Source organism: Actinoplanes sp. NPDC023714 (assembly GCF_040639855.1).
Taxonomy (GTDB): Bacteria; Actinomycetota; Actinomycetes; order Mycobacteriales; family Micromonosporaceae; genus Actinoplanes.
In genome coordinates this window covers 1,043,846-1,061,447 of sequence record NZ_JBFAAR010000002.1, presented here as the reverse complement: position 1 = coordinate 1,061,447, position 17,602 = coordinate 1,043,846, and the positions used below count along the sequence as shown (strand labels likewise).

The following is a 17,602-nucleotide window of genomic DNA, read 5'->3' as shown; positions in this document are numbered from 1 at the left end:
GGTGCACGGCCCGGGCGGCCGGGTCGGTGAACCAGCGGTAGGCGTGGAAGCGCCACAGCCGCAGCGCCCGCGCCGGCGCCGGACCGGATTCGCATCGACGGATCTCACCGTGCCGTGCGGGGCGGTGCGCCCGTCTCGTAGGATTCAGCGCCTGACGTCACGGAGGACAGGGGATCGTGGTGAGCGCCGACAGCCCGGACATTTCTGAGCGCCTCGATATGACCAAGCCGCACCCGGCGCGCAGATACGACTACTGGCTCGGCGGCAAGGACAACTTCCAGGCCGACCGGGACGCGGCCGAGGCGATCGCCGCCGTCTTCCCGCACATCCGCACGGCCGCCCGGGAGAACCGCGCGTTCATGCAGCGGGCGGTGCGGTTCCTGGCCGCCGAGGCGGGTGTCCGGCAGTTCCTCGACATCGGCACCGGCCTGCCCACCAACGAGAACGTGCACGACGTCGCGCAGGGCATCGCCCCGGAGTCGCGGATCGTCTACGTGGACAACGATCCGCTGGTCCTCGTGCACGCGCGGGCTCTGCTGTCCAGCTCGCCGGAGGGCGCGACCGCGTACATCGACGCCGACGTCCGCACCCCGGAGAAGATCCTCGCCGACCCGGTCCTGCGCGAGACCCTGGACTTCTCCCAGCCGGTCGCGTTGCTGCTGGTGGCGCTGCTGCACTTCGTCGAGGACCACGAGAATCCGTACGAGGTGGTCGCGCACCTGGTCGACGCCCTGCCCGCCGGCAGCTACCTGGTGCTGTCGCACGCGACCTTCGACCCGCTCGACGACGAGACGATCGCCGCCATGGACGCGGTGAACAAGAACATCAAGCCGCTCTTCTCGCCGCGCCCGCTGGCCGCCGTGACCCGCTTCTTCGACGGTCTCGACGTGCTCGAGCCGGGGATCGTCTCGGTCTCCGACTGGCGGCCCGGTCCCGGCCCCCGGCCCACCCCGGCCGAGGCCACCGGCTACGGGGCGGTCGCCCGGGTGCGCACCCGGTAGCCCCTCACCCCGACGGTCTGTCACAACTCGCGGAGCTGCCCGGTCTGAGCGGGTGACGAGTCAGTGACAACGAAGGGGAAGAACATGAAGATCGCAGTGCTGGGCGGTACCGGCCTCATCGGCTCCCAGGTCGTCCGGCTGCTCACGGCGCACGGGCACGAGGCGGTGCCGCTCTCGCCGTCGAACGGTGTCGACCTGCTCACCGGCGCCGGGCTCGACGACGGTCTGCGGGGCGCCGGCGTGGTGGTGAACCTGACCAACTCGCCGACCTTCGACGACAAGTCGCCGGAGTTCTTCCGGACGACGATGGGCACCATGGTCGCCGCGGCGCAGCGGCAGGGCGTCGGGCACGCGGTGATCCTGTCGATCGTCGGGGTCGACCGGGTGCCGGGCCTGGACTACTACCGGGCCAAGGTGCTGCAGGAGGACATCCTCAAGGCCGGGCCGGTGCCGTGGTCGATCGTCCGGGCCACGCAGTTCTTCGAGTTCGTGCCGGCGGTGCTGTCGTGGACCTCCGACGAGAACACCGTGCGCCTGCCGGCCACCCCGGTTCAGCCGCTCGCCTCCGCCGACATCGCCGCCGAGGTGGCGAAGGTCAGCGCCGGCGCGCCGCTCAACGGCTACCGCGACGTCGCCGGTCCGGAGGTGTTCACCCTCGACGAGCTCGGCCGGATCGCGCTCGCGGCGAAGGGCGACGGGCGGCCGGTCGTGCTGGACCCGGCGGCGGGCATGTTCGCGGCGGTGCCGGGCGACGCGCTGATCGCCGGGAACGGCGCCCACCTCGCCTCGACCACGTTCCGGGAGTGGCTGGCGTCCCAGGGGTAGCCGGTCACCGGCGGTGCCAGCCCCGCAGCTTCGCCGGATTCAGCACGATCCACAGCGCTGACACGCGTGTCGTGCCGCACCGGGCGGCGACCACGGCCACGGCCGTGCCGTCCGGGCGGCGCGACACGAGCCCCGGCCGCCCGTTCACGCTCGCCACGCTCAGATCGGCGCCGGGCCGGCCCAGCACCCCGATGAGCAGCAGCGCCACCGCACCGCTGCCGCGCACCGGATCCGCGGCGCCCGGCGCCGGCCCGCCGCCGTCGCAGACCGCCACCACGTCGGCGGCCAGCAGCGCCTCGGCCGCGCCCAGGTCACCGGCGGCGCATGCGGCGGCCAGGCGGAGCATGGTCTCCATGGAGGATCCGCCTCAGGACGCAGGGCGGAACGCCGCGATCTTGTCCGGGTTCATCAGCCACAGCAGGTGATCGATGCCGTCCGCCGACGCGGTGAGGGTCAGCATCGCCTTGACGCCGCCGGCGTGCTCCAGCACCGCGGCGGGCCGGCCGTTGACGGTGACGAACCGGGCCTCGACACCGTCCCACCAGAACGAGGAGAACGCCGCGATGAACCTCGCCACCGGGGTCGCGCCCACGACCACCCGGCGGGCCGCGTGCTTGGCGCCGTTGCCGTCGGTGATGCTGGCGACGCCGGCCGCGAAGAGTCTCTCCAGGCCCGCGAGATCGCCGGCGCGGGCCGCCGTGATGAAGGTGCTCAGCAGCTCGCGCTGGGCCGCGACGTCGACGGGCGCCTTGCGTTCGCCGGTCACATGCCTGCGGGCCCGGCTCACCAGCTGACGCACGTTCGCCTCGCTGGTCTGCAGGATCAAGGCCATCTGAGGGTACGGATAATCGAACGCCTCCCGCAGCACATAGGCCGCCCGCTCGGTGGGTGTCAGCCGCTCGAGCAGGATCAGCACGGCGTACTCGAGGGCCTCGCCGGTCTCCGCACCCAGGTACGGATCGGCGGACGTGTCGACCGGCTCGGGCAGCCACGGGCCGACGTACGTCTCCCTTCGTACCCTTGCCGATTGAAGGGTGTTGATCGCCAATCGGGTCGTCGTCGTGGCCAGGAACGCGGCCGGCTCCCGCACCGTGGCGCGATCGTAGTCCTGCCAGCGCAACCACACGTCCTGCACCAGATCCTCGGCCTCGGCGGCGCTGCCGAGCATCCGATAGGCGATCCCGAACAGGCGCGGGCGCACCCGCGTGAACACGGTCGCGGCCTCGTCCAGGTCATTCAGGTCCATGGTCGCCCCCTTCCGGCTGTCTCATCCTCAGGCATGGACCGGCGACCGCCGCGCGTTGTGACGTCCTCGGGCGTGACCCGCGCCACGCCACTCGATCCACCCCTTCCCCTATGGGTGAACGACGGACGGGCGGTCCGTGTCGCTCTGGACGCGAGCCGGGACTCTAGGCTTGGGCGTCGGTACTCTGCGCAAACGACTCGCGGACGAGTGGATTGCGTAATAAGGACTTCTGGCCTACTTTCAGATTTGTCGGAATTATCCTTCGCCGCATCAAGGAGCCACAGAACCATGCTTGACAGCCGACGCGACGATTGGCGGCGCAGCTCCCGATGCGTTGGAGAGTCTCACTGCGTTGAGGTGAGTCTTCGCGACCAGCAGATCCTGCTCCGCAACTCGACAGAGCCGAGCGTGATCCTCGCCCTGTCGCCGGGTCAATGGCGCGATCTATTGGTGAGCCTCAAGTCTGGTGCACTGCAACGCTGAGTCAGGCTCCGGTCGTTCTATCCGTCTCGGCGTTGAGCGATGAAAACTGCTCGAATGGGCGGCTCGGCGGTCCCGCGTGAAGGGCTCGCAAGTATTCCTCGTTCACGATGACCCGAAACTGATCCCTATGGTCGCGCGCCGGCCCGGGGCGATGCCAATCACCGGTCCTCTCCCAGAACATGCGCGGAACTTCGCTGTCGAAGAAACTACGCAGATATGCGCGGGCCAGCGGCTCGTCGATCTTTTGTTGCTCCCACGAGTCGGTCCACAGTTTCACCAGCCTCTGGCAGTAGTAGAAGAGGTCTTCGCTGACATGATCCGGTGAGACCCGTGCGCCCCAACATTGTCGATAATTAGCATTGACCATAGCGAGTTTGACCAGCTCGTCTGTCGTCTCGTCCAGTAGTTGCAGGCGCATCGCTCGGACTTGCTGCCACTGTAGGATCATGGAAGCGGTCACGGCGGCCAGTGCTGCCACTGCAACCATCGCCGATGCGGCGCCATAGGCCTGACCGACGTCGCCGACAGCGGTGTGGTCGAGGCGAGTCCCGCTGAACGCCAGTTGCAGTATGACCGGCGATAGCGCGACGCCGATCACGGCAAGGACGGCAAGGATGCAGAGCAGCGCCCAAAGACTCGGTCTTCGCTGAATCGGAGCGCCAGATCCATTTCGTCTGCCAGTCGCCATGGTGAACTCCCAACGCCGCCGTCTTCCGACGATTATCGGCGCGTGAGTGGCGAACAGCAATTATTCATTCATGCGCATCATGTCAGCCATAGAGCTATCTGCCGTATGGCACCCTGCCAGCTAGCGACTCGCGAACATGCAACTTGCACTTCGGTGCAATCATCACGATACACCAAACAGGTCTACGGAATGGCGCCTCGCCTGCCTATTCGCGCGCACTGTTTCGGCGCAGCAGCAGACCCTTCCTGCACCGGACGTCCTTGGCGGCCGGCGCACCGTCATCGGCACCGCCGCGCCGCGGCCGAGGTCGCCATCGATCGACGAGTGCCACGCCAAGTCTCCGATCTCCAGGCTGTCGTCATCCAGCCAGAGACCTTGACCCTGCAGTGTGGTCAGCTGATCGGCGAGCACGGTCTGCGTGTAGACGAGGGATGAGGATGAGAGCCTTACACGGGCGCCGGCAACGGGCACGAAGGGTTGGACGCCTGCACGGTGTGGAAGCCGTCGCTGTACAGCGCGGCGATACGGCAGGGCGTTTCCGCCCGGGAGATGCCCGAAGCCGACCGCCTGGCTGCTGCCGGGCGTGACCAAGGAGACCGGTCGCCCGCTCTCGTCACCGTGTGGGTCGAACGCCACGATGAACTGCAGACCGGCGCCATCAAGGTGATCGGCGTCCCATGTCACCGTCTCGCGGTCCTGCGCTGATCCGGCGGCGTCGGCAGGTCAGCCGGGCTCGCGGAGGATGGGCGGATGCGGCACGTTCGAGCAGTGTGCGGCCGGCGCGGATGATCCGCATGCTGGTCGCGTCGCGCGGCAACCGGACCGTGCCGGCCAGCACCACGTTGCAGGAAGAGCTACGCGCCGGCGGCGGCCTCGATCGCCGCCGCGAAGTCGGGGACGGCCCCGATCTGGCCGAGCAGCACATTGGCCGCGTTGTAGCAGTTGAACCTCTCGATCTTCCCGTCGCGGAGATACCAGAGGTCCGCCGTCGGCACGTCGATGCGGTTGCCGGTCGGGCGGATCTCGCCGATCGGGGTCGGGAAGGCGCCGAGATGCGTTCCCTGAATGCGCAGTTCGACGGCGACGACATCACCTATCGCATGCACTTCGAGCAGTTCCCGGTGGATGTCCGGAAAGACACCGGCCAAACCGGCCAGTGCGTGCGGAATCTCATCCCCGCGGAATGTCATCGCATTCGGTACGTCGTTGAACGTCCCGTCCTCGGTGAACAGGGCGCGGAAACCGGTTCCGTCGAGGACGTCTCCTTCCGCCAGCCGGTATGCCTCGCGAACGACGTCTTCGTTGCTTCTCATTCCACTCTCCTCGAGTCGATGACGACGAATGCACGCTAGCAAGTTTTTGACTAGATGGTCAATAACGTAAGGTGGCTCACATGGCTCGTCCCCGCAAGTTCGTCGAGAGTGATGTCGTCAGCAGCGCCAGCGAGGTGTTCGCCGTGCACGGCCTCGCCGCCGCCACGCTGGATGACCTGGTGCGGGCGACCGGCCTGGGGAAGCAGAGCCTCTACAACGCGTTCGGCGGCAAGCGGGAATTGTTCCTCCGGGCGCTCTCCGAGGATCGGGAGGAGGCGGCGCGCGCCGTCTCGGAAGCGCTCGGCCACGACGACGCCTCGGCGCTGGAGCAGATCCGGGGCCACATGCTCCGGATGGCTATCGAGTTCAGCAGCAGCGATCGGCGCGTCTCGCTCACCACACGCGCGCTCGTCGAATCGACCGGCGAGGACGACCCTCTTTCGGCGGCCACGAAAGCCGGCATCGAACAGCTCGCCGGGGTCTATGCGCAATGCCTGGAACACGCCCGGGCGGACGGCGATCTGCCGGAGGACGCGAACGTGCAATCGCTGGCGGTCTACTTCGTCGCCGTCACCCGCGGAATGGAGCTGCTCGGCCGCGCCGGCGTCGGCCGCGGCGTTCTCACCGCGGTCGCCCTCGATGCCCTCCGCGTTCTACACAAACCTCAATCCTGACCGCGCGCTCCGGCCGCGGCGAGCGGCTGGTGCTGGGACAGCAGCTGATGCTTCATCCGGATCGTCGCCTCGCCGACGGCGCGGTGCCCGATCTTGCGGCGCTGCCGGTCGCGGGCGATGCACTCGTCGACGTCGATGTCGGTCATGTCCCAGACGATCAGGTCGGCGCCGCAGCGGTGGGCGAGCTCGCGAGCGGCGTCGAGGTAGTCCGGCAGCAGGAAGGTGTCGTCGCACACGACGTCTATCCCGTTGCGCAGCAGCGCCTCGATCGCCGACTGGACGACCAGTTGCTCACGCCGGGCGTAGTGCATCGTGTACCCGTCGTCGTCGCCCGCCACGATCTGCGGATGGAGCATGGCGGCGATCTCGTCGGTTCCCACCCGCGCACGGTGCTCGGGATCCTCGGCAACCCACTGCAGGGCGCGGGTGGTCTTGCCCGCTGCCGGGATGCCCCGCGTGACGATCAGCAATCTACGCATCAAACCAGCTCTCCAACGGCTGTGGTGCGGACGCGGCGAAGATCCCGCCAATGTCTCGGACGTTAAGGCTTCGGCGCCTTGATCGTGAGCCTGTTTAAGACAATCTTCAATGTAACCATCCGGTCGGCGTACAACGGCGTGTCACGTGAGCCCGGCGAGCACCGCCGCGGTCGCCTCGGCGATCAGGGCGTCGTCGGACGCGGCGCCGGGCTTCCCGCGGTCGGACTGGACCGCGATGATCAGTGGGCTCGCGGCCGGCGGCCAGACGACGGCGATGTCGTTGCGGGTGCCGTACCCTCCACTGCCGGTCTTGTCGCCGACCCGCCACCCGTCGGGCACACCGGCCCGGATGTAGGGGTCACCGGTCGTGTTCCCGACGAGCAGGCTGGTCAACCTCTGCCGGCGCGATGAGGGCAGAAGATCGCCGAGTACGAATCGGCGCAGGTCGGTGCCGAGCGCGCGGGGTGTGCTGGTGTCCCGCTCGTCGCCCGGAGCCGCCTCGTTCAGGGCGGGTTCGCGGCGGTCGACGCGGGTGGTGCCGTCGCCGATGTCGCGCAGGGCCCGCTGGAGCCCGCGCGGACCGCCGACCTCGTCGAGCAGCAGATTCGCCGCCGTGTTGTCGCTGTACTGCACCGCGGCCGCGATGAGGGCGTCGACGGACATCCCGGCGCCGACGTGTTCCGCGGTCACCGGCGCCCAGTCCAGCAGGTCCTCCTCGGTGTAGTCGACGACGCGCCGCAGGTCGTCGTCGGACAGGCGGCCGAGCAGCACCCCGGCCAGCAGCGCCTTGAAGGTGGACGCGTGCGCGAAGCGCTCGTCGGCGCGGTGCGTGACGGTCCGGCCGGTCCCGGTGTCGACGGCGTACACCCCCAGCCGGGCGCCGAAGCGGCGTTCAAGCTCGGCGAACGGGCGCGTGTCGACGGAGGGTTGCGTGGACGGTGAAGACGGAGACGGCACGGGCGGCGGATTCGAAGGGGTGGCGCCGCAGCCCGCCAGCAGCGTCCCGGCGAGCAGGAGCGGAATGGCACGCTTCATGTCCTCGATCATGCAACCCCGGTGCGAGCCGGACCCCGGTGACGGGGCCCGGCTCGCCGGAATCTCAGGCGGTCACTGGATGGCGAAGCTGGGGTGCGGCGGCTGGTTGTAGGCGGTGTTCTGCCAGGCGATCGCCTCGCGGTACTGCGGGTCGTGCATCAGCGACACCACCCGGCGGTCGGTCGTGATCGGCGTGCTGTAGATCCGCAGCGCGGTGTTGTTCGACGTCGGCCAGATGACCTCCTCGCGCCAGTCGCCGAACAGGTCGGCGGAGAGCGACGGGGTGGCCTTCGTGCCGTTGTTGGAGTGCACGTCGCTGCCGGTCAGCAGGCGGGTGTCGGCGCTGGTGCCGTACTTGTCGATCCGGGTCTGATCGAGCAGTTCGCGGGTCGCGTCGCCGTCCCACCAGATCACGAAGTTGGCCGAGCTCGGCTTGCGACCGGCGACCACGGCGCCCTTCGGGTTGCGGACGCCGTCCACGGCGGACGACCACGACTCGGCGCCGGCGCTGCCGGACCAGATGTCGGCGGAGACGCCACGGCCGTTGTCGCCGCTGGCGGGCGTGGACCAGATGATCTGGCCGGTCCGGGCGTCCGCCATCCACGACGAGGGCTTGCTGCCGTCCTCGTCGACCTTGAATTCCTCCAGACCGGTACGGGACGGGTCGAGGTCACCGACGTGCATGGCGTCGCCGTGGCCGTTGCCGGTGTTCCACAGCCGGGCGCCGTTGTCGTCGATCGCCGCGGCGCCGTAGATGATCTCGTGCTTGCCGTCGCCGTCCACGTCGGCGACCGAGAGCTGGTGGTTGCCCTGTCCGGCCCATCCGCTGTTGCCCGAGGCGTTGCTGTCGAACACCCAGCGCTGGGTCAGCGCGCCGTTGCGGAAGTCCCACGCGGCGACCACGGCGCGGGTGTAGTAGCCGCGCGCCATGATCAGCGACGGCCGGGCGCCGTCGAGATAGGCGGTGCCGGCCAGGAAGCGGTCGACCCGGTTCCCGTACGAGTCGCCCCAGCTCGACACGGTCCCGCGTGCCGGCACGTAGTTCACGGTCGAGAGCGCCCGCCCGGTCTGGCCGTTGAACATGGTCAGGAACTCGGGGCCGGCCAGCACGTAGCCGGAGGAGTTGCGGTGGTCGGCGGACGAGCTGCCGATCACCGTGCCGGCGCCGTCCCGGGTGCCGTCGGCGGTCTTCATGGCGACCTCGGCCCGGCCGTCGCCGTCGTAGTCGAACACCTGGAACTGGGTGTAGTGGGCGCCGGCCCGGATGTTGCGGCCCAGGTCGATGCGCCACAGCCGGGTGCCGTTCAGCCGGTACGCGTCGACGAAGACGTTGCCGGTGTACCCGGACTGCGAGTTGTCCTTGGCGTTCGTCGGATCCCACTTGAGGACGACCTCGTACTGCCCGTCCCCGTCGAGGTCACCGACGGACGCGTCGTTGGCGACGTACGTGTAGGCCTCGCCGGACGGGGTGGTCCCGCCGGCCGGAATGCTCAGCGGAACGTCGAGGTAGCCGTTCGCGAAGGTGAGCGACGCGGGGGAGTCGGATTGTTCGACACCGCCGACGACCGCGCGGACGGTGTAGACCGCGTTCGCCGCCGCGCCCGAGTCGAGGTAGTTCGTCGAGCTGGTGATCGGAGACGGTGAGATCCTGGTGCCGCCGCGGTAGACGTTGAACGCCACGCCGCTCGGATCGTTCCCGAGCAGCCGCCAGCTGACCAGGTTGCCGCTGCCGGAGCGGACGCTGACCACGCCCCGGTCGAGGCGCTCGAGCTGCTTGCCGCCGACGGCCACCGGCCCGGTGGCGGGCGGCGGGGTCGAGGGCGAGGCGGACGGCGAGGTGGGCGGCGAGGTGGGCGGCGAGGTGGGCGGCGAGGTGGACGGCGAGCCGGTCGGTGCCACGCCACCCGTGCAGACGGTGCCGTTGAGGCTGAACGAGGACGGCGTCACCGCCGTACCCGAGCTGTTGAATCCGAAGCTCGTGGTGGCGTTCGTGGCCAGCGAGGCGTTGTAACCGGCGTCCTTGACGCTGACGTTCGCGCCGGACTGGGTGACGACGCCGTTCCACAGCTGCGAGATGACCTGTCCGCCGGGGAGAGCGAACGTGAGGGTCCAGCCGTTGACGGCGTCGCCCAGGTTGGTGACGTCGACGGCGGCGCCGAAGCCGCCCGGCCAGGTGTTGCTGACGGTGTACTTGACGGCGCAGCCCGCGGCGGCGTCCGCGCGCGAGGCGATGACGATGCCGGCGCCGGTGGTGACGACGGCGAGGACGGTGGCGGCGATCTTTCGGGGGAGTGCCATTGTCGATCTCTCTGATAGACGACGATGGATGGGAGCGCTCCCAGCATAAGACACGTTTCAATGGATGCTCCATCGTCTGCGGTCAGGAAGTGACCTGATCAAGACCTAGCGTCGCCCGCATGACGAACCTCCGCCCGTTCCGCATCGACATCCCGCAGCAGCACCTCGACGACCTGCACGCCCGCCTCGCGAACACCCGATGGCCGGCCGAACTGCCCGGCGTCGGCTGGAGCCGCGGCGTCCCGGGCGGCTACCTGCGGGAGCTGGCCGACCACTGGCGCACCGGCTACGACTGGCGGACGCACGAGGCGGCCCTCAACCGATACGAGCAGTACCAGACCACCATCGACGGGCAGAACGTGCACTTCCTGCACGTGCGCTCGCCCGAGCCGGACGCCACGCCACTGCTCCTGCTGCACGGCTGGCCCGGGACGGTGGCCGACTACCTCGACGTCATCGGCCCGCTGTCCGATCCGCGCGGCCACGGTGGCGATCCGGCCGACGCCTTCCATCTGGTGATCCCGTCGCTGCCGGGCTTCGGTTTCTCCACCCCGCTGGCCGGGACGGGGATGGACGCGACCAGGGTGGCCGGGATCCTCGCGACACTGCAGGAGCTTCTCGGGTACGAGCGATACGGCGTCCACGGCTACGACTGGGGCGCGTGGATCGCCCCGAGGATCGGCGCGCGCTGTCCGGAGCGCGTCGCCGGCGTCCACGTCACCGCGATGGTCACCCTGCCGTCCGAAAAGGACGGGCAGAACGGGGAGTTCGACGGCCTCAGTATGACCGACCGGCAGCGCTGGCAGCAGATGCAGGACCCGAACGACGGCTACCTGCGGTGTAACGCCAAGCGGCCGCAGACCGCATCCTCACCGGCGTGTCGATCTACTGGCTGACCGGCACCGCCGCCTCCGCCGCCCAGATCTACTACGAGGAGTTCTCCGGGAGCCCGCAAACGGGCGGACGGCGGGGGACGGTGCCGACCGGCGTCCTGGTGTCCGGCCAGGACAACGCGATCCGGCGGTGGGCCGAGCGGGACCACCACGTCGTGCACTGGACCGAGCTGGGCCGGGGCGGTCACTTCCTCGCCATGGAAGCACCCGCCCCGCTCGTCGACGACGTCCGGACGTTCTTCAGGAAGGTGCGGTGAGCGGGCGCGAGCCGGCCGCCCAGCGCGGTCACCCCGCCCGGCGCGAAGTAGACGGCCAGGACGAACAGGGTGCCGAGCACGAACAGCGGTTCCCCGAGCGGCCCCGGCAGCGACCCGCCGAGGCGGGCGAGCCGCTGGTCGAGGTAGGCGTACAGGATGCCGCCGATGACCGCGCCCCACTTCGTGCCGGCGCCGCCGAGGACCGCCATGACGATCAGTGAGAGGGTCAGCTCGGACGACGCGATGTGCGGGGAGACGCCGCCGACCACCAGGGCGTAGACGACGCCGCCGAGCGCCGCGAGGGTGCCGGCCACGACGAAGGCGAGGAGCTTCAGAACGTACGGGTTGATCCCGAGCACCGCGATCCGGCGCTCGTCGTCGCGCAGGCCGGTCAGCGTCCGGCCCAGCGGCGCCCTGTCGATCGTGTGCACGACCAGCACCACGACGGTGAGGAACGCCAGCGCCAGCCAGTACAGGTTGACCGTGTTGACGACGCCGACGAGCGCGCCCGGGAGACCGGCGGTGACGAGGGGCAGACCCTCCTCGCCGCCGGTCAGCCCGCCCGGGTCCCGGTTCACCACGATGTGCCCGACCTGCGCGAAGGCGAGCGTCACCATGGAGAAGGCGATCCCGGAGGTGCGCAGCGCGACCGAGCCGAGCAGCGCGGCGAGCAGGCCGGCGGCGAGCACCGCGGCGAGCGTGGCGCCCCACAGCGGCCAGCCGTAGTGGCTCACCAGGATGTCGACGCCGTACGCGCCGGCCGCGATGTAGAGCGCGTGACCGAAACTGAGCAGCCCGGCCCGGCCGAACAGCAGGTCGTAGCTCAGCGCCAGGCCGCCGAAGACCAGGCAGACCGCGAGCAGTTGCAGGGTGCCGGGGGAGTTGACCGGGCCGTCGAAGACACCCGGGATCGAGAAGGCCCCGTACGGCAGGACCGCCGCGACCAGGAGCACGAGGAACGCCTTCACGCGGTGGCCACCTTCCCGGCGATGCCGGCCGGGCGCAGCAGCAGGACGACGGCGAGCAGCACGACCACGCTGACGTCGCCGGCGCCGGCCGCGCCGTAGTAGTTGACGAACTGCTGGAGCAGGCCGACCGCGACGGCGGCGACCGCCGAGCCGGTGACCGAGCCGAGGCCGCCGATGACCACCACGATGAACGCGAAGATCAGCATCGAGGCGCCCTGGCCGGGGGAGACGGCGCTGAAGTACATGCCGCCGAGGATGCCGGCGAGCCCGGCGAGGGCCCCGCCGATCGCGAACACCAGCGTGAACGCCCGGCGCACGTCGATGCCGAGCGCGCTGACCATGGCCCGGTTCTCCACGCCGGCCCGGATCACCAGGCCGTACCGGGTGAAGCGGAGGAACGCGAGCAGGCCGGCCAGCACCAGCACGGCCGCGCCGATCAGCAGGAACCGGTCGTCCGGCACCTGCGCGCCGAGCACCGCGGTCACCTCGGACGCCCAGGCCGGGCGCGGGTAGACGCGGGCGTCGGCGCCCCAGATCGACTGCAGCAGCGCGACCCCGGCGAGCGAGAGCCCGACGGTGACCAGGACCTGTTCGGTGTGCCGGGTGTAGAGCGGCCGGATCAGCACGAGCTCGGTGAGCGCGCCGGTCGCGGCGGCCACCGCGACACCGAACACGACGGCGAGCGGCAGGCCGAAGTGCGGCGCCGCCCACCAGGTCGCGTACGCGCCGATCGACAGGAACAGCCCGTGCGCGAAGTTCAGCACCCCGGCCAGCCCGAAGACCAGCGACAGCCCGGAGGCGATCAGGAAGTAGAGCGCGGCCAGGCCCAGCCCGGTCAGCGTCAGCAGGATCACGGTGGTCACGTCAGTGCCTCCCGACACCGAGCAGGGAACGGGTGGCGTCGCCGTCGCCGAGCAGGTCGCCGGCGCCGCCCCGCCAGGCCACCCGGCCGGATTCGATGACGACCGCGTCGGTGGCGAGCGCGCGGACCACCGCCAGGTTCTGTTCGACGAGCAGGATCGGTACGCGTTCCGCGACGCGCCCGAGCACCGTGGCGACCGCGCTCACCACGGCCGGGGCGAGGCCCTTCGTCGGCTCGTCGACGAGCAGCAGCCGGTTCGGGTTGAGCAGCACCCGGGCGATCGCGACCATCTGCTGCTGGCCGCCGGACAGGGTGCCGGCGCGCTGGCCGGCCCGCTGCTTCAACTCCGGGAACAGCTCGTGGACCAGGGCGTAGTCGGGGTCCGGCACGCGTTCGGCGAGGCGCAGGTTCTCGGCGACGGTCAGCCCGGCGAAGACGCACCGGTCCTCCGGGACGTAGGCCAGCCCGTCGCGCACGAGGCGGTGCGTCGGGCGGCCGAGCGCGGGCTTCCCCTCGTACACAATGCGCCCTTGACCTGGAATTTCGCCCATCAACGCCCGCAGCGTGGTGGTCTTGCCGACGCCGTTGCGGCCGAGAAGCGCGGTCACGCCGGTGGGGGCGACGTCGAAGGTGACGCCCTGCAGGATGTGCGAACCGCCGAGGCGGACCGAGAGGTCGCTGACCTCGAGCACGGGCCCGCTCACAGGTTTTCTCCCAGATAAGCCTTCTGTACGAAGGGATCGGCCATCACGGCGTCCGGGGAGTCGCAGGCCAGCAGCGCGCCGTGGTGCAGCACCGCGACCCGGTCGGCGAGGTCGAGCACCGCGTCCATGTGGTGCTCGACCATCAGCACGCTGCGGCCGGTGCCGGCGGTCAGCCCGCGGATCACCTCGGTCAGCGCCGGCACCTCCTCGAGGCTGACCCCGGCCATCGGCTCGTCCAGCAGCAGCACCGACGGTTCCGCGGCGAGCAGCAGGGCGATCTCCAGCTTGCGTTTCTCGCCGTGCGCGAGGTCGCCCGCGCTCCGGTCCGCGCGGTCCTCGAGGCGCACCTCCGCCAGGATCCCGGCGGCCCGTTCGGTGACGCTCCGGTCGGACCGCCGGCGCAGGCAGCGCATGGCGCCACCGCGGCGCGCCTGCACCGCGAGGGCGACGTTCTCGGTCACGGTGAGCGAGCCGAAGACCGCCGAGGACTGGAACGTGCGGCCGAGCCCGCGCCGGGCCCGGCGGTGCACCGGCAGCCCGGTCACGTCCTCGCCGGCCAGCGTGACGGTCCCGGCGCTGGGCCTGCGCAGGCCGCTGATCAGGTTGAACAGGGAGGTCTTGCCGGCGCCGTTGGGCCCGATCACGGCGATGAACTCGTCCGGCGCGAGGTGCAGGGTGACGTCGTCGACGATCGGCACGGCGCCGATCCGCCACGACACCCCCTGCACGGCGAGAGCGGTCATCGCGCGGGCGGCGCGGCGTCGTCCGCGGCGATCGTGCCGGTCGGCGTGGCGGTGAGGGCGTCCCCCGAACCGGTCAGCTTGGCCTGGAACATCGGCTGCAGCAGCGCGTGATCCCCGGCCCGGACGGTGAGCGTGCCCTTCACCGAGTCGAAGCTGTAGCCCTCCAGCGCGGCCACCATTGTGTCGGCGTCGTCCGGCCCGGCCTCCAGCGCGTGCACGATCATCTGCGCCGCGGCGAAGCCGTCCGGGTGGAACAGGTCGGTCCTCCCGCCCGGCACGGCCTGCTTGAGGGCCTGGTAGGCGGGGTTGTCGGCGGCGCCGTCGAAGTAGTGCGCGAGCAGGTTCAGCTTGGTGCCGCCCGCGCCGAAGCCGGCCCACGAGGCCCGGATGTCGAGGCCGGTCACGACCTTCGTGGAGGCGAGGACACCCTGCTGGTCGAGGGCCTGCCACATGGCGCCCGCGGTGGTGCCGGCCCAGGCCACGAAGACCAGGTCGGGCTTCGCGTCCCTGACCTGGTTGGCGAACGGGGTGAAGTCGGTGGCGGTGGCCGGCACGGCGATGTCGGTGACGGTGGCCTGCTGTCCCAGGACGTTCTTCACCGCTTCGACGTTGGACTTGCCGAACGCCGAGTCCGGGGCGAAGACCAGCACCTTCCGGCCGTCGCCCAGGTACGCCTTCGCGGTCTGCACGTCCTGGTACGACTGCCGCCCCGACCGGAACGTGTATCTGTTGGCGCCGGTGATCGCGTCGGTAGCGGCCGGGCCGGACACGAACAGCACCCTGTTCTCGGCGGCGAGCGGCGCCACCTGCAGCGCCACCCCGGAACTGGTCGACCCGGCGAGGACCTTGTAGCCCTTGCCGATCAGGTCCTTCGCGGCCGAGACCGCCTTGACCGGGTCACCGGCGTCGTCCGCGTACGTCACGTTGATCGTCTTGTCGCCGATCCTGCCGGTGTTGCCGGTGGCGTAGGCGAGGCCGGCCTTGAACCCCTCGGCGTACTGGGCGCCGTAGCCGGCGAGCGGCCCGGACTGGGAGTAGACGACGCCCACGTTCAGCGCGCCGTCGGTCGCGGCCTGCGGGCTGCCGCAGGCGGTAAGGGTGATCGTGACGGCTGCGAGCAGCGCCCCGAGATGTTTCGGCTTCATGTCGGGACACGCTAGGAGCGTCGATGTGAGCCGGGCCACCCGCGCCGATCACATGTCCGAGGCCGGTCCTGTGTGGCCGGCGCACATGTCCCCGGCAGTCGCCGGTCCGTACGGTCGGCGGTCATGACGACGGTCTCTGTGGACCTTACGGGTCGGACGGCGCTGGTCACCGGCGCGGGCAGCGGCATCGGGCGGGCGTGCGCCACCCGGTTGGCCGCGGCCGGCGCCGAGGTGCTGGTGGTGGATGTCGACGAGCGGTCCGCCAAGGAGGTGGCCGCCGGGATCGGCGGCCGGGCGCTGGTAGCCGACCTATCCGAACTGGACGAGCTGGACGATCTGCCGTCGGAGGTCGACGTGCTGATCAACAACGCCGGGCTCCAGGTGGTGTCGCCGCTGCCGGACTTCCCGCCGGACCGGTTCTCGCTGATCCAGCGGGTCATGGTGGAGGCGCCGTTCCGGCTGGTCCGGGCGGTGCTGCCGCACATGTACGCCCGCGGCTGGGGCCGGATCGTGAACATCTCCTCGGTGCACGGGCTGATCGCGTCGCCGTACAAGGCCGCCTACGTGGCCGCCAAGCACGGTCTCGAAGGGCTCTCCAAGGTGACCGCGCTGGAGGGGGCCGGGCACGGGGTCACCTCGAACTGCGTGAACCCGGCGTTCGTCCGTACCCCGCTGGTCGACCGGCAGATCGCCGACCAGGCCGACCTGCACGGCATCCCGCCCACCGAGGTGATCGAGAAGATCATGCTGAACCGGGCCGCGATCAAACAGCTCATCGAGCCGTCCGACGTGGCCGAGGCGGTCGCGTACCTGTGCAGCCCGCCGGCCTCCCTCATCACCGGCTCGTCGATCGTGATCGACGGTGGATGGACGGCACACTGATTCCATGATCAATTCATGTGTACGGGTTGATGGCGGCGACCTGGCCGTCCTGAGCTGGCCCTCCGACGGCCCGCTCGTGATCGCGGCCCACGGCATCACCGCCAACGCGATGTCCTGGGCCGCCGTGGCCCGAGCCCTGGACGGTCGCGTCCACCTGGTGGCGCCCGACCTGCGCGGGCGGGCGCTCAGCGCGTCACTGCCCCCGCCGTTCGGCATGGCCGCCCACGCCGACGACCTGATCGCCGTGGCCGACCACTTCGGGGCCTCCCGCCCGCTGCTGGTAGGCCATTCGATGGGCGCGTTCGTGGTCGCCGCCACCGCGGACCGCCATCCGTCCCGGGTCGGCCCGGTGCTGATGGTCGACGGCGGGGTGAACCTCGGCGTGCCCGCGTCCGTCGACGTGGACGCGGCCCTGGAGGCGGTGATCGGCCCGGCGATCCGGCGATTGTCCCTTCGCTTCCCGGACTTCGCCTCCTATGTCGACTATTTCCGGGCGAACCCGGCGATCGGCGACCACTGGGACGCCGACCTGGAGGCCTACATCCTCCGCGACTTCACCGGTTCCGGCTCCACCTGCAACATCACCGCCATCCGCGCCGACGCCACCGACATGCTGCGCCACCCCATCCCGGCCGGCCACCCGCTGCTCTGGGCACCCCGAGGCCTGGCCGACGAGGAGGGTGGTCTGTATCGCGCCCACCAGCTGACCGGCCACGACGCCGAACTGGTCCCGGACGTCAACCACTACACGATCCTCACCGAGGGAGCGACTGTGGTCGCCGACCGGATCGCCGGCATGGTCGCCTGAGCCATCGGCGTTTCCGGGGCCTTGCCACGACGCATCCCTCGCTCGGCTGATCGCGGGACAAGTTGCTTCGAACCTATAGTCGTGGGCATGGACAGCGACGGCCCTCTGCTCATGGGTACGCAGGAGATCCGTGACCGGCTGGGTGGGGTGAGCCGGCAGCGGGCCTACCAGATCACCACCCGGCCGGACTTCCCGAAGCCGATCGTGGAACTGGCCCAGGGCAAGGTGTGGCTGGCGTCGCAGGTGGAGGAGTGGATGGCCGAGCACCGGCGGGATTGAGGGGTGCGCGCGTGGAGCG

General features: G+C 70.3%; 20 protein-coding genes and 1 pseudogene. 8 read left to right on the top strand and 13 right to left on the bottom strand.

Annotation, left to right across the window (positions count from 1 at the left end; genetic code table 11):
* Nucleotides 1-179: 179 nt before the first annotated feature.
* Nucleotides 180-1,001, top strand: a complete 822-nt coding sequence (locus AB0G10_RS13050) for an SAM-dependent methyltransferase (protein ID WP_360919442.1) — start codon at nt 180-182, stop codon at nt 999-1,001.
* Between the two features lie 84 nt (nt 1,002-1,085).
* Entirely contained in the window at nt 1,086-1,826 is a 741-nt protein-coding gene (locus AB0G10_RS13045; protein WP_360919439.1) for an SDR family oxidoreductase, read from the top strand.
* Between the two features lie 4 nt (nt 1,827-1,830).
* Here AB0G10_RS13045 and AB0G10_RS13040 read toward each other — a convergent pair whose 3' ends face one another.
* The gene (locus AB0G10_RS13040) at nt 1,831-2,181 is read right to left on the bottom strand and encodes a siderophore-interacting protein (RefSeq protein WP_360919436.1); all 351 of its coding nucleotides are present in this window, start codon (nt 2,179-2,181) and stop codon (nt 1,831-1,833) included.
* Nucleotides 2,182-2,193: 12 nt separating this feature from the next.
* A complete protein-coding gene (locus AB0G10_RS13035; RefSeq protein ID WP_360919433.1) occupies nt 2,194-3,072 on the bottom strand; it encodes an RNA polymerase sigma-70 factor in 879 nt (292 codons plus the stop codon).
* Between the two features lie 33 nt (nt 3,073-3,105).
* On the opposite strand from AB0G10_RS13035, the gene AB0G10_RS13030 reads away from it, so the two are divergent.
* On the top strand, nt 3,106-3,555 hold the full coding sequence (locus AB0G10_RS13030; RefSeq protein WP_360919430.1) for a DUF397 domain-containing protein: 450 nt from the start codon (nt 3,106-3,108) through the stop codon (nt 3,553-3,555).
* A gap of 1 nt (nt 3,556) precedes the next feature.
* Here AB0G10_RS13030 and AB0G10_RS13025 read toward each other — a convergent pair whose 3' ends face one another.
* From AB0G10_RS13025 to AB0G10_RS13015, 3 genes are all read right to left on the bottom strand, one after another.
* A complete protein-coding gene (locus tag AB0G10_RS13025) occupies nt 3,557-4,153 on the bottom strand; it encodes a DUF6082 family protein (protein WP_360919427.1) in 597 nt (198 codons plus the stop codon).
* A 252-nt stretch (nt 4,154-4,405) separates the two neighbouring features.
* The gene (locus AB0G10_RS13020; protein WP_360919424.1) at nt 4,406-4,927 is read right to left on the bottom strand and encodes a hypothetical protein; all 522 of its coding nucleotides are present in this window, start codon (nt 4,925-4,927) and stop codon (nt 4,406-4,408) included.
* A 170-nt stretch (nt 4,928-5,097) separates the two neighbouring features.
* Nucleotides 5,098-5,556, bottom strand: coding sequence for a nuclear transport factor 2 family protein (locus AB0G10_RS13015; RefSeq protein ID WP_360919421.1), 459 nt, complete (start codon nt 5,554-5,556; stop codon nt 5,098-5,100).
* A gap of 80 nt (nt 5,557-5,636) precedes the next feature.
* On the opposite strand from AB0G10_RS13015, the gene AB0G10_RS13010 reads away from it, so the two are divergent.
* Entirely contained in the window at nt 5,637-6,230 is a 594-nt protein-coding gene (locus tag AB0G10_RS13010) for a TetR/AcrR family transcriptional regulator (protein WP_360919418.1), read from the top strand.
* Here the strand turns inward: AB0G10_RS13010 and AB0G10_RS13005 are convergent.
* From AB0G10_RS13005 to AB0G10_RS12995, 3 genes are all read right to left on the bottom strand, one after another.
* Nucleotides 6,221-6,709 (bottom strand): AAA family ATPase, encoded by a 489-nt coding sequence (locus tag AB0G10_RS13005; RefSeq protein ID WP_360919415.1) that lies wholly within the window; start codon nt 6,707-6,709, stop codon nt 6,221-6,223. The two genes, AB0G10_RS13010 and AB0G10_RS13005, sit on opposite strands and share 10 nt — an antisense overlap.
* 141 nt (nt 6,710-6,850) lie before the next feature.
* Nucleotides 6,851-7,744, bottom strand: a complete 894-nt coding sequence (gene bla / locus AB0G10_RS13000; RefSeq protein ID WP_360919413.1) for a class A beta-lactamase — start codon at nt 7,742-7,744, stop codon at nt 6,851-6,853.
* 72 nt (nt 7,745-7,816) lie between these two features.
* A complete protein-coding gene (locus AB0G10_RS12995; RefSeq protein WP_360919410.1) occupies nt 7,817-10,042 on the bottom strand; it encodes a cellulose binding domain-containing protein in 2,226 nt (741 codons plus the stop codon).
* A gap of 119 nt (nt 10,043-10,161) precedes the next feature.
* Between AB0G10_RS12995 and AB0G10_RS12990 the strand changes: the two are divergent.
* Nucleotides 10,162-11,192: pseudogene (locus AB0G10_RS12990) on the top strand (epoxide hydrolase family protein).
* On the opposite strand, the gene AB0G10_RS12985 reads toward AB0G10_RS12990, so the two are convergent.
* The 5 genes from AB0G10_RS12985 to AB0G10_RS12965 are packed head-to-tail and all read right to left on the bottom strand — an operon-like array spanning nt 11,120 to nt 15,614.
* Entirely contained in the window at nt 11,120-12,160 is a 1,041-nt protein-coding gene (locus AB0G10_RS12985; RefSeq protein WP_360919407.1) for a branched-chain amino acid ABC transporter permease, read from the bottom strand. The pseudogene AB0G10_RS12990 and the gene AB0G10_RS12985 sit on opposite strands and share 73 nt — an antisense overlap.
* Complete coding sequence (locus AB0G10_RS12980) at nt 12,157-13,023, bottom strand: branched-chain amino acid ABC transporter permease (protein WP_360919404.1); 867 nt, start codon at nt 13,021-13,023, stop codon at nt 12,157-12,159. Before AB0G10_RS12980 ends, AB0G10_RS12985 begins: the two co-directional genes overlap by 4 nt.
* Before the next feature lies 1 nt (nt 13,024).
* On the bottom strand, nt 13,025-13,726 hold the full coding sequence (locus AB0G10_RS12975; protein WP_360919401.1) for an ABC transporter ATP-binding protein: 702 nt from the start codon (nt 13,724-13,726) through the stop codon (nt 13,025-13,027).
* Nucleotides 13,723-14,469 carry an ABC transporter ATP-binding protein gene (locus AB0G10_RS12970; protein ID WP_360919398.1) on the bottom strand — a complete coding sequence of 249 codons (747 nt, stop codon included), beginning with the start codon at nt 14,467-14,469 and terminating at the stop codon, nt 13,723-13,725. The genes AB0G10_RS12975 and AB0G10_RS12970 overlap by 4 nt, the downstream gene beginning before the upstream one ends.
* Nucleotides 14,466-15,614, bottom strand: coding sequence for a substrate-binding domain-containing protein (locus AB0G10_RS12965; protein WP_360919395.1), 1,149 nt, complete (start codon nt 15,612-15,614; stop codon nt 14,466-14,468). The genes AB0G10_RS12970 and AB0G10_RS12965 overlap by 4 nt, the downstream gene beginning before the upstream one ends.
* A 123-nt stretch (nt 15,615-15,737) precedes the next feature.
* Here AB0G10_RS12965 and AB0G10_RS12960 point away from each other — a divergent pair, with 123 nt between their 5' ends.
* From AB0G10_RS12960 to AB0G10_RS12950, 3 genes are all read left to right on the top strand, one after another.
* Nucleotides 15,738-16,496 (top strand): 3-hydroxybutyrate dehydrogenase, encoded by a 759-nt coding sequence (locus AB0G10_RS12960; RefSeq protein WP_360919392.1) that lies wholly within the window; start codon nt 15,738-15,740, stop codon nt 16,494-16,496.
* Nucleotides 16,497-16,500: 4 nt separating this feature from the next.
* Nucleotides 16,501-17,304 carry an alpha/beta hydrolase gene (locus AB0G10_RS12955; protein ID WP_360919389.1) on the top strand — a complete coding sequence of 268 codons (804 nt, stop codon included), beginning with the start codon at nt 16,501-16,503 and terminating at the stop codon, nt 17,302-17,304.
* 87 nt (nt 17,305-17,391) lie between these two features.
* Nucleotides 17,392-17,583: a DNA-binding protein gene (locus AB0G10_RS12950; protein ID WP_360919386.1), complete on the top strand. Its 192-nt coding sequence runs from the start codon at nt 17,392-17,394 to the stop codon at nt 17,581-17,583.
* The last annotated feature ends 19 nt before the right edge of the window (nt 17,584-17,602 follow it).

Bases quoted from the DNA above. Each gene is read 5' to 3' on its own strand.
- AB0G10_RS13045 (WP_360919439.1), top strand. From the start codon at position 1,086: ATGAAGATCGCAGTGCTGGGCGGTACCGGCCTCATCGGCTCCCAGGTC.
- AB0G10_RS13040 (WP_360919436.1), bottom strand. From the start codon at position 2,181: ATGGAGACCATGCTCCGCCTGGCCGCCGCATGCGCCGCCGGTGACCTG.
- AB0G10_RS13035 (WP_360919433.1), bottom strand. From the start codon at position 3,072: ATGGACCTGAATGACCTGGACGAGGCCGCGACCGTGTTCACGCGGGTG.
- AB0G10_RS13030 (WP_360919430.1), top strand. From the start codon at position 3,106: ATGGACCGGCGACCGCCGCGCGTTGTGACGTCCTCGGGCGTGACCCGC.
- AB0G10_RS13015 (WP_360919421.1), bottom strand. From the start codon at position 5,556: ATGAGAAGCAACGAAGACGTCGTTCGCGAGGCATACCGGCTGGCGGAA.
- AB0G10_RS13010 (WP_360919418.1), top strand. From the start codon at position 5,637: ATGGCTCGTCCCCGCAAGTTCGTCGAGAGTGATGTCGTCAGCAGCGCC.
- AB0G10_RS13005 (WP_360919415.1), bottom strand. From the start codon at position 6,709: ATGCGTAGATTGCTGATCGTCACGCGGGGCATCCCGGCAGCGGGCAAG.
- bla (WP_360919413.1), bottom strand. From the start codon at position 7,744: ATGAAGCGTGCCATTCCGCTCCTGCTCGCCGGGACGCTGCTGGCGGGC.
- AB0G10_RS12995 (WP_360919410.1), bottom strand. From the start codon at position 10,042: ATGGCACTCCCCCGAAAGATCGCCGCCACCGTCCTCGCCGTCGTCACC.
- AB0G10_RS12970 (WP_360919398.1), bottom strand. From the start codon at position 14,469: ATGACCGCTCTCGCCGTGCAGGGGGTGTCGTGGCGGATCGGCGCCGTG.
- AB0G10_RS12965 (WP_360919395.1), bottom strand. From the start codon at position 15,614: ATGAAGCCGAAACATCTCGGGGCGCTGCTCGCAGCCGTCACGATCACC.
- AB0G10_RS12960 (WP_360919392.1), top strand. From the start codon at position 15,738: ATGACGACGGTCTCTGTGGACCTTACGGGTCGGACGGCGCTGGTCACC.
- AB0G10_RS12955 (WP_360919389.1), top strand. From the start codon at position 16,501: ATGATCAATTCATGTGTACGGGTTGATGGCGGCGACCTGGCCGTCCTG.
- AB0G10_RS12950 (WP_360919386.1), top strand. From the start codon at position 17,392: ATGGACAGCGACGGCCCTCTGCTCATGGGTACGCAGGAGATCCGTGAC.